The sequence below is a fragment of the Proteiniphilum saccharofermentans genome (assembly GCF_900095135.1).
GTDB classification, from domain to species: Bacteria; Bacteroidota; Bacteroidia; order Bacteroidales; family Dysgonomonadaceae; genus Proteiniphilum; species Proteiniphilum saccharofermentans.
Window position 1 is genome coordinate 4,143,101 of sequence record NZ_LT605205.1, and the last position, 11,588, is coordinate 4,154,688.

Here is an 11,588-nt window from a genome sequence, read left to right on the forward strand (position 1 = left end):
GGCTGAACAACTTAAACAATGTTAAATATTAAAATTTCCCTGTTTCTTCATGCAGCGTTTTCTCTTTTTATGCATCTGTTATAATAAAGAAAAGAAAACAAAATAGAATATAGTTGCATGAAGAAATCAGTATTAAAAATCAGTATCCTTTTGATGGGGTTTTTACTGGCTATTCCCTCCTGTGACGATAATGGAAGGTCATTGGGAGATATTTACATCAGTATAGCCACAGTCGTACCGGAAGGCGAAAACAACTATTCATTCTTATTGGACAATGGCAAACGCCTATGGCCTGCGGCCAGTAATATAAGATATACCCCGAAGGACAACCAGCGTGTCTTTCTTAATTATACTATTCTTTGGGACAGCCCGGGAACAACATACGATTATGACATCAAAGTAAATGATATCTGGAATATCCTTACAAAGCAACCAATTGAGTTAAATGCGGAGAACGAAGACAGCATAGGCAACGATCCGGTAAGGATCAAGGACATATGGGTAGGGGGTGATTATCTGAATGTATCGTTTTTGTTCAATTATGGTGGTGTAAAACCGCACCTGATCAACCTTGTAGAGAATACACTTTCAGAAGGATCATCACCCAACGCAATTGATCTGGAGTTCCGTCACAATGCTTATGAGAGTACACAGACAAAATTATATGAAGGTTTTGTTTGTTTCGATCTGAAACCCTTCAGGGATGATAACGCCGACTCTGTAAACCTTTCCATTAAAGTGAAAGGATGGAACGGAGAAACAACATACGACTTGGTTTACAGGTATAACCAACCCGTTGCGGAAAAAACCGCCCGGACACTTACACCTGTAATATCATCGAATGAATACTATTAAATATCGAAACCACAACTTAATTAGTTCTATTTCTTATATGACTTTTTGATTTTCCAATAGCCGGGTGGTCTCTGTGAAGAAACCACCCGGTTTGCTTTATTGACTATAATGAATATTTCATGACCGAATAGAGGTTTTCAAGATACTTAATATTTTATTCTCCATGCTGATAATCAAACCAGTCGAAATATGCTTTAGCATTACTCGATTTGCCATTGGATGAAGCATACAGCCCAATCATTACTCCGGTGAATCCTCCGGCAACTTCAGTACTCAGATAGCGCGTATCCTGTTTACCTAATTCAATGTATTCTTTTTTTTGCGGGTCAGCAAAATAGAATGAATATTGATCCGGGGAACCTTCTATCTTGAGCAAAACTTTATTTCCGTCAACCACTTTTTCAGCAGCAATATATGATAGCGAACCTATACGGACACGTAACTGGATAATCCTGTTTTTATCTGATTTTTTTAATAACAAGTCATAATGATGCGTATTATTTTGTATCAAAGTCATCCCGGCTTCTTCATTATCGTTTAAAGAATTGAATTCCAGATGTGTTGCAGCTGTGAAATCGTGCCCTGTCTGTCTTCTGCAAACCATAGAAACAGCTTCGGCATCATTCAGTGTGTAAGGGGATGCGGTTATTCTTAAATGTCCTTTCTCTTCTATTAAGGAATAATTATCTCTTATAGGATTTCGTAAATATTGCCAATCAAAGTTCAACTTGTCTTCATTGAATTCAGTTCGAGTAGGCACCATCTCAAACGGCTTAAGAGGTAATGTCGGGACATTCATTTGGATTGATACTGTGCCATTACCGTTAACCTGAGGCCATCCACCTGTAGGCCAATCAACGGGAGCAAGGAATGTCTCCCGTCCAAGCACATGATAATAAGCCCACTTATGAGTTACCCGAAACCCCAGAAATACCATCCACCATGAACCATCCTGAGCCTGGACAAGATCGGCATGTCCCACACCCTGAATCTGGTTGGCCTGACCTAAACGATTAGCGTGTGTGAGAATCGGATTAAGAGGACAGGATTCGTAGGGGCCATAAAGATGTTTACTGCGTCCGATGGTAGCGCTATGCATATATTCAGTCCCACCTTCTCCCAACAATAAATAATAATATCCATCTTTCTTGTATATGTGAGGTGCTTCAGGGAAACGGCCACCTATACCTCCCCAGACAAGACGTTCGGGCGCCAATCTCTTTCCTGTATTTATATCTATTTCAGTAACACGGATGCCTTCATCTCCCTGGGTAACAAAATAGGTTCTTCCATCATCATCCCAAAATATATCCGGGTCGATACTATTTATATCAATCCATACAGGCTCAGTCCATGAACCGGCAGGATCGGTAGCTGTACAAAAGAAATTTCCTCCTCCAGACACATTGGTGCAGATTACATAGAACAACCCATCATGATAACGTAAAGAAGGTGCAAATAGACCCGCAGACGCAGGTGCTTTATGCAATGGCAGTTGGGAGTCCCTAGTAAGGCAATGTCCTATTTGCTGCCAGTTGACAAGATCTTTACTGTGATAAATAGGCAATCCCGGGAAATATTCGAAAGAAGAGGTCACGAGATAAAAGTCGTCATTCACCCTACAAATACTTGGATCAGGATTAAATCCCCTTATTACAGGGTTTTTATACCCGTTTTGAGCCTGCATATTGTTGATAGCACATACGGTCATCGCTATGCAAATAATAGTTTTCACTAAATTGATTGCCCTCATATAATTATTATTTTTCATGAAAGTATCTTCCACTCAGTTTCAGAAAGGATATTTTCCCTCTTTTGCTCCTTTCAAAATGCCGTCCATCGCGTAATTGTCTTTAATTTCACCCGTATTTCGATTTACCACTCCGCCTGTCTCCCAATAGAAAGGAACCATTCCGTGATTCTTGGCTTCGCGTGTCACGGTTTCGTCGTAGAGATTGCGGGACTTGTTATGTGCCTCCTGATGTTCTCCCAATCCGGTACGCATCGTGATAGCACCATACTCACCCAGGATGACAGGGATACCTTTATCCACGAACTTCGTCTTCATTTTGGCAAACAATGATTTCATTTCTGCTTCGTCACCGGAAGTGGCATTGCGATCCGATCCGGTTACAGAGTGGGTTCCCCAGAAGTAAGCCATCCTACCCCAGCTTTCATCCTGCGTCAGACCACAGAATGTCCACGGATTGTAATAATGCACTTCGAGCATCAACCGGTTGGGCACAACATCCGTCGGCATATCGCCAAACAGATTATTGGTTATGTCGATATCGGTATTAGGGCCTTGTACAATCAGGTTGCGTACGGCATTGTTTCCGCCTGTGGCTCGCACCGCATCGATGAACGTCTGCAGGTATGATTTCAATACGACCATCTTCTGGGCGTTATCCACGTTCGGTTCGTTGGTGCCGGCAAAGAGCAGATGTTCGTCGTAATGCTTGAGCTTATTGGCGATCTGCGTCCATAAAGCATGTTGTTTCTTATTGTTTTCCTCCTGCTTGTCGGGCGTACAGTTGTTTTCCAACCATCCTCCGTCCCAATGGATATTAACGATGGCATACATACCGTTGGTAACACAATAGCCCACTGCCTCGTTTACGCGGTTCAGCCAACTATCCTTAATTTTATACGTTTCAGCATCTTCGATATACTGGTCCCATGCACACGGAATGCGTATAGCATTAAAACCGAGTTCTTTTATTTTCTTTATATAGTCTTCGGTTACTTTGGGATTACCCCAGGCCGTCTCGCCACCAATGGCTTCGAGTGTATTTCCTATATTCCAGCCCGCATACATTTTAGCCGCCAATACCAGGGCGTCGCTCTCCATTCCTACGTTCGGGATATTGCCTGCAAGCTGGTTTACGGTTACAGTTTCCGTAAGGTCTCCCAAAGTGAAGGTGATACTTCCCGTGCGAGGATCGCCATAGTTGGCTGCCACGTTAAAAGTCAGGGTTCGTTCCGTCATCGCGGCACGACTGCTTATTTCGGTAATCCAGCTATCGTTGCAGGTGACGGTAACCGCACCATTTGTCGTCAACCTGACTTCAATCTGAGTGCCCTCTCCGGTTATATCATCGAATGTAGTTGGCGTTACCATCAATCCATCGGCAGCGGTTTGAGCTACGTTTATGGTTTGGGTAATATTACCCCCTTTTACTGTTATCGTAGTGGAACGGTCATCGGTATCCGGATTGGCATCTACCGTAACAGTGTATTTATAAACGGCATCCGAAGCAGAAAAAGCCGGTGCCACCCGGCACCAGCTTTCGTCGTTACTTTTTACCTCCAATGCTACATTTGATTTTACAGACAGTGTCTCGGTTCCTCCTGTTTTGGAGAAAGTCATCTCCGATTTGGCCGGTATGATTTCCGGCGCTACCGGCTCATCATTGCCGGAACAGGCTGTCGCGTAAAAGAAAATCGCCAGGAGCAAAGAAACTCCCATAAAATATTGCCTAATGAGATCCATCATTCTATTTTTACAGAAATGTTAGTGATTCAAGTTTCGTAAGTCGTATGATTGCAACTAAAGCATTCGTCTGACGATATTTTGTGACCCATTAGTTACCCTCTTTATTCAGCTAACACGTAATGGAAGATCAAAACTTCATCATTTTCATCTCCTGCGGCAATAGAAGAGGTATAGCGTCCTAACCAGAAGCCCTGGGTATCTATATTCGATAAATTAGATCCTCCATGAGAAACAAAAAACCAGTCGGAAGAGTTTCCCGTGGGAGATTTATCATTCACAGTTCCCAGCCATGAGGCTGCTGTCCCTGCATAATCTACTAATGGTATGCTTATATTCAGTATGTTATCAGCGGCATTAATTGTCACATCACCTGTCGCAGAATAATCAACTCCCTCTTTTAATTGATTCAATGTTACTTTCAGCTTATCACCCTCTAAGCCGAACTTAAGAGTGGCACTCTCAGCAACTGCTCTCACATTGGCATCCCATACCCAACCGTTGGACGTATAATCATCTCCGAAAGTGGAAGAACTTGTCCATCCTCCTGAGAAACCGGGTGCGCCACCTACCCAGTCGACAAACCAGTGAACATCGGGTTTGAAGGTCTTTCCTGCAAAGGCATTTTTCCATGCTTTTAAGGGATCGGCAGACGTACTGCCGCCAGCAGATGGGATCAGGTGATAGGCCATATATTCCGGTTTTTCCGGATCGCGGGCTCCCAGCCATATCCCCGAAACGCTTCCAGAAGCATCTTTTTCGATACTCATAATACGCAATTGACGGTTGGCATCGAGATGGAAAGATGCCCAACTGATAATCGAAAAATCAGGAACAGTCTCATCAAAAGTATAGATCCCTTTATCGTCCAATGAATAGCCCATTGTCAGTTCCGTTCCGTCAGGCAGCTTGAAAGCTGCCTCCATATCCTCGGAGTTGAGTGTCAGGCTGAAATCTCCATAAACGGTAGGATCTGGGGTTCCCAACCAATCCGGATAATCTTCGGGTTTATTCCATCCGTTCATTTTTGCTCCGTCCAAACCACACCAATCCAGCGGATTGGCTTCCGATAATTTCCATACAATGGTTTTCTGAACGGTCTGTGACACATCATCCATCCAGTTATCGGGAAGCGATGGCTCGGGTTCTTCCTGCTCACCCGGAGTCCAGTTGTCATAATATTCCTTGCTGATGAAATTATAAACCAGCAAACAGGCTCCCTCTCCCGACAGTTCGGGATCTCGTAATACAGCCAATTGCAATGTATTTTCGGTAAGCGACATGATCTTGATGTCTCCCCAATCTATTACTACCCCGTCACGGTTGATATCGTGCAAAGGTGAGGCATCTGTCATCCTTAAAGTATGGTCATCCACATCGAGCATATAGCTACCCCTTTCTATTCCTCTCGACGGGATCGTTTTATGTTCTACCACCACATTTGCACCGTCTCTCAAATCGAAAGTCATTGAGCCAAAGTCGGCTGCATCCATCAACCAGCTATTGCCAGGCCAGTCGGGATTCCAGTTCCATGAGTCACTCCCTTCAGGCAGTGTAACGCCATTGGTCACTGTTTCCCAGCTATCATCGGTTCCATAAAAATACAATGGTCCAATGAAGTAACGGCTCACTCCATCTGCATCGAGATCGAGATACCATGTTTTAGCATTGCCTACACCGCCTGAAAGCAATGTCCATAATTCATCACTTACAAACTCGGCATAGAAGTCATCAATCGTAAAAGTAACGGGATTTCCATATACTACCCCTCCCCGTGTTTCTACGCCGAATTTTACTTCGTATGTGCCGGGGAAAGCTATTTTTAATGTTATTTTCTGCTTTTGACTGCGTCCCTGAGGGTGACTCCACAGGGGGGTATATCTGCTATCCATCAGACTGGAAAGATAGACGATATTGGGGTTTGATGCATCATGTTCTATTTTGAATGCAATTCCTTCCACCAGATCGTCCGGTGTTACATCCTTTACACCCAAATCATATTGTTCGGGCGTACAAGCGGAAAAAAGTATAATTACGCTTGCTATAAATATGTATATAGATTTCATACGATTATTTTATTTTTTATATTTCGGTGTATGGAACTCGCGATAATCATGAACTTGGGTGAAATCATTTTCATGCTCGTTTCATACGATTAAAATTATTTATTTTCAATGGTGTCGTATGGAACTCGCATTTAGTCATGAACTCGGGTGAGAACAGTTATCATGCTCGTTTCATATTCATTCCTGTATTAATTGTTAATGATGGCGATTACCATCCCGGGTTTTGAACCAGCATACCGTTTGCCAGCGTTATTTGATTATACGGGATCTGACTAAGACCTTTCGTCGCACGGATCCGGTCAGCCCTGATAGAGACTACATCCTGGGAACCCCCACTATACACGGGGATCTCAGCCGCAAGTTTATTGGCTGCGTAGTCTATTCCCTGGCGGAGCAAATCCCAATAATTGATACTTTCGAACGCAAATTCCAGACGGCGCTCCTGTATAATATTCTCTTTGGTTACAGGAAGTGCCGCGTAATTAGAAGAAAGCACGCCGTCGGAAGTATAAGCACGCTTACGAACAGCGTCAAAGTAAGCCTGTGCGTTCGGGCTTCCCAGCTCGGCCGCCATCAGTAATACATCGGCATACCGAATAATTACATAATCCTGATGGTTGGAAATCTGGAAATCGCCCGATCCATCTGCTTTCGATGCGGAAGTCCCGTCGGCAAAGCAGAGCGGTGCATATTTTTTCACGGCATAGCCGGTATATTCACGTTGGTCTTTGTAGCTGGCTTCATAATCAGCAAGCCCGGTAATACCTTCGCCGACCACGTCGATGATGGAAGCACTACGGCGAGTATCACCGGTTTGGAATTCGCTTACGAATGCCGGATTCACAGTCAACCCTCCCCAGCCTTTTCCGTAAGGGGGCGCATTCAGACTTCGCATACCGACCATTACCTGCCAACGGTTGCCGTCGTTATTCCCATTGTAATCTTGCGAACTGGTAAATTTCATGACAAGAATGGTTTCGCTGTTACCATCACCGGCATACGTTCCGAGCAGGGTTTCCATATCACCGATTTCAGCCACACCGGCCGATGCGGCAGGCCATAAGTTCTTGAATTCGCCTACGAGGTTGTATTCATTGGAAGAAATGATCTCTTCCAGTGCAGCCAGGGCTTCCGCTTTTGTGGCGCCTGCTGGCTCGGTACCGTAGTATCCTGTATAATAAAGATATGCGCGTGCAAAAAGCGCTGCAGCAGCATATTTAGTAATATGGCCGTCGTTGCTCAAAGCATTTGCCTTGGGATAAGCATCTGCGGGGATGTTTTGCATGGCATACTTCAGATCTTCAAAGATAAGTGTAAACACATCCGAAGGATCAGCTTGCGGACGGTTCTCATTCACCGGTTCGTCAAACAGGGGGATATTTTCCCAAAGGCGAACCATGTCAAAATAAAGCAGGGCCCGGATGGTGCGGCATTCACCCATATAGGTGCCACGTTTACTGTCTGTCTCATTCCAGCTAATTTGTTCTTCGCGGGATATCAATTCATTACAGCGATAAACCGCGGCATAATAGTTCCTCCAATCATTTTCGTAGATATTCAGGTCGGCGGGCGATTGAGAGATGTCGAAACGGTCAATGGCCTGATAGTTACGTCCGTCGGCATTGCCGGTTCCACCGAAGCATTCATAGCCCATAGTTTCAGCACCCAGATAGAAACCCACCTGTATAGCCGAGGAGGTCTGACGCCATCCGTCGTAACAACCGATCAAAGCGCGCCAGGCATCTTTCTCGTTTTTATAGGATGTACCGGTAGTAGATTCCGTTTTGGACTCTACGTCCAAGAAGCTTTCGGTACAGGAGGCTATTCCCAGCATCAGGGAGAGTATGACTGCTACTACTATATTGTATTTCATCTTGTTCATTTTATTATCCATTAGTTAATTAGAATTTAAGACTTACACCGAAAAGGATTGTTCTTGGACGAGGATAGTATCCTACATCAATACCTGTTACCCAACCGTCGACACCATAGCCGATTTCCGGGTCCATACCTTCGTACTTTGTAAATGTAAAGGCATTTTGCACCTGGGTATAAATACGCGCCTGGCTGATGAACTTCTGTTTGATAAATCTGGAAAAGTCATAACCAAGGGTGATATTACTGATACGTAAATAGTCTGCGTCGTGCACAAAGAGGTCGGAGAACTGCCAGTTGATATTCTGTTCTGTTACGCGGGGAATTTTATTGCTTGTGCCTTCACCTGTCCAACGGTTAAGAATTGCCGTTGTATAGTTGGCATACTTATTTGTGTGTGACCGGTAAGACTGTACAATCTGTTGACCTACAGCACCACTGGTGAAAACAGAAAAGTCAAAACCTTTGTACTCGAAACTGAGATTGAAACCGAATGTGAAGTCGGGCATTCCTTTACCCAGATTTACCTTGTCGTTATCGTCGATTACACCGTCATGATTCACGTCGGTATATTTCACATCACCGGGTTTTACATCATTCTGGAGTACACCGTTACCGGCAGCGATCCAATCTGTGATTTCCTGTTCGTTCTGGAACAGGCCATTTGTTTTGTATCCCCAGAAATACCCAATGGGTTTACCATTTTCCGCACGATAAAATTCGGGGGTATTATCATATAACTGGTTGGTTTGTCCGTGAATGATACCGTCTTCGGTAGGGATCTCTCCTACTGTGTTTTTATTATAGGCACCATTCAGCCCAATATTATAACTGAAGTCTTTGTTTATACGATCGTTCCAGGTCAATGCCAGTTCAATCCCGCTATTCTTTACACTACCACCGTTGATATAAGGAGCTCCCGCGCCTACTGTCGCCAGGATAGGTGCCTGAACCAGCCAGTCTTTGGTATTTTTCGTATAGAGATCGAGATTTACTCCAAGGCGGGTGTTGAGCAAGTAGGCATCCAACCCGATATTAGCTTGTTCGGAGGTTTCCCACGTTACATTTTCATTGGCTAAGCGATTGGGATATGCACCCCAATTGGTGGCCAGTTCTTTCGCAGCATTCTCATCGTTATATCCGCCTGTCCCGAACAGATAGTGGGTATTGCTGTTTTTCATCGGAGCCAGATACTGGTAGTTGGCTATGTTTTGGTTACCCACTTGTCCCCAACTGACCCGTAGCTTGAGGAAATTGAGCCACGATGGAGCGTTCTCCATAAACGGTTCATTGGTAAGTGTCCAACCGGCAGAGATAGAAGGGAAGTATCCGAAACGGTTACCTCTGGCAAACCGGGAAGAACCGTCGGCACGTAACGTAGCATTCACCATATAGGTCTCTTTCCAGTTCCAACCCAAACGACCGAAATAAGAAACACTGCGCGATTCATCATGAGGGTTGCCTGACGCACTTAACCCATCCGTACTGGAAGAAGCCGTTCCATTATCGATATAGGCATATTTCCATGTGTCGAAACCTTCTTTCAATATGCCATTTCCCGCTCCCAGGTAAGTGCCTTCATAACGATAGGCTTCCATACCCAGCAATGTATTGAAAGCATGGTTATTCATTGTCCAATCGTAAGTCGCCGTGTTTGTCCAGGTCATGCCGAGTCCACGGTTCATATTCTGTGAAACACTGGTACGGGTATCGTTATAGCTATAAATACTGAAATGATAGAGAGGGGTAAAGCTGCGGTATTCACTTGCATTGTAGACAGCACCAAATACAGTACGCAATTTCAACCGCTTTATCGGCTCAATTTCGGCATACAGGTTACCGTTGAATGTGCCTGCCTTGTCTTCGTTGTTCGTATTGGTCATCATAAGACCATACGGGTTACCGTCTCCGTTATACCAGTCGCTGTTGCTTGTGTCATTGTATGGTGAATCATACATATTATTGTCACTATAAACCGGGGTCAGCGGTGATACACCAAAAGCGCCTCTTAACGTATTGTTATACTGGTTACCTACGTTGATACCATTATTTATCCTGTATATGAAACTCACCTGTTCGCCGACTTTCACGAAGCCGTTAAACAGTTTATGTTCGGAGTTGACCCGGAAATTATAGCGTTCATAGTTGGAGACATCGGCACCACCAACGATCCCTTCCTGATTCAAGTAACCCAATGAGATGGCGTATGTGGAAGTGGCCGATCCTCCGGTAATGCCTAATGAATAACTTTCAGTTTTTGCATTCTTTTTAAACATCGTATCCACCCAGTCGATATCATAGAGATTGCTGCCTGGATCATAAATAGATTGGAAACTATTCCAATCATAAGCCGCATTACCACTGTTCAATGCCTGTTCGTCCATGATAGTCATATACTGGGTCGCATTCAACATATCTGCTTTACGGGCTACATTTTGCACTCCATAATAGGCATCGAAGTTGACTTGCGCTTTCCCTTCCCTTCCGCTTTTTGTGGTGATGAGGATTACACCATTGGCAGCCTGTGCACCATAAATAGCGGCAGATGCTGCATCTTTCAAAACGTCGATGCTCTCGATGTCGGCAGGATTCAGGGTTGATATATCTCCACCAATTCCGTCGATCAGGTAGAGAGGGCTGTGGTTTCCGACTGTACCCAAACCGCGGATTACCACCTTCATATTCGAACCGGGTTGTCCGGAGGTAGAGGTGATATTTACCCCGGGAGTTTTTCCTTGCAGGGCCTGCAAGGGACTGATAGTGTTCATTTTATTCAGTTCGTCGCCTTTTACCTGAATGGTTGCCCCGGTAGATAATTTCTTTGCCTGTACGCCATAACCGATTACAATTAATTCCTCGAGGACTTCAGTATCTTCTGCCAGGCTTACATTGATTACATTTTCACGTACGGTCACTTCCTGGGAAATAAATCCGATGTAAGAAAAGACAAGTGTTTGCCCTGTATTTACGTTGATCGAATAGTTCCCATCGATATCGGTTACCGTACCGTTATTTGTCCCCTTCACAAAAATGCTTACCCCGATCAACGGCTCCCCGTCGGTTGCCGAGACCACCGTACCTGTAATGGTATTATTTTGCAAAGGTTCCGCATGCAGCGTCACCGGTTTTAACAAGATCAGTGACACACCGATTAATAAACAGTATAAATAATGATTATTTATACTTCGTTTGCAATTCATGTTTATCATACTTTAATAATTAATTAGTTTAATAGTAAGCGTATTAGTCGTCATTCCCTTTGGCTTGACAACTCAATAAAAAATAATACGTATTAGATT

General features: G+C 44.2%; 6 protein-coding genes. 1 reads left to right on the top strand and 5 read right to left on the bottom strand.

Annotated elements, in window-relative coordinates; all coding sequences use genetic code 11:
- Positions 1-117 precede the first annotated feature (117 nt).
- Entirely contained in the window at positions 118-855 is a 738-nt protein-coding gene (locus PSM36_RS16175) for a NigD1/NigD2 family lipoprotein (protein ID WP_076931790.1), read from the top strand.
- Positions 856-1,009: 154 nt separating this feature from the next.
- Here the strand turns inward: PSM36_RS16175 and PSM36_RS16180 are convergent, their stop codons facing one another.
- The 5 genes from PSM36_RS16180 to PSM36_RS16200 all read right to left on the bottom strand — a co-directional run bounded on the left by PSM36_RS16180 (position 1,010) and on the right by PSM36_RS16200 (position 11,489).
- Entirely contained in the window at positions 1,010-2,566 is a 1,557-nt protein-coding gene (locus tag PSM36_RS16180; protein ID WP_154671106.1) for a glycoside hydrolase family 43 protein, read from the bottom strand.
- Between the two features lie 81 nt (positions 2,567-2,647).
- Complete coding sequence (locus tag PSM36_RS16185; RefSeq protein WP_076931791.1) at positions 2,648-4,351, bottom strand: cellulase family glycosylhydrolase; 1,704 nt, start codon at positions 4,349-4,351, stop codon at positions 2,648-2,650.
- A 101-nt stretch (positions 4,352-4,452) separates the two neighbouring features.
- Positions 4,453-6,414 (bottom strand): hypothetical protein, encoded by a 1,962-nt coding sequence (locus PSM36_RS16190; protein ID WP_076931792.1) that lies wholly within the window; start codon positions 6,412-6,414, stop codon positions 4,453-4,455.
- Between the two features lie 208 nt (positions 6,415-6,622).
- Positions 6,623-8,296 (bottom strand): RagB/SusD family nutrient uptake outer membrane protein, encoded by a 1,674-nt coding sequence (locus PSM36_RS16195; protein WP_076931793.1) that lies wholly within the window; start codon positions 8,294-8,296, stop codon positions 6,623-6,625.
- Between the two features lie 19 nt (positions 8,297-8,315).
- Positions 8,316-11,489, bottom strand: a complete 3,174-nt coding sequence (locus tag PSM36_RS16200; RefSeq protein ID WP_076931794.1) for a SusC/RagA family TonB-linked outer membrane protein — start codon at positions 11,487-11,489, stop codon at positions 8,316-8,318.
- Positions 11,490-11,588 lie beyond the last annotated feature (99 nt).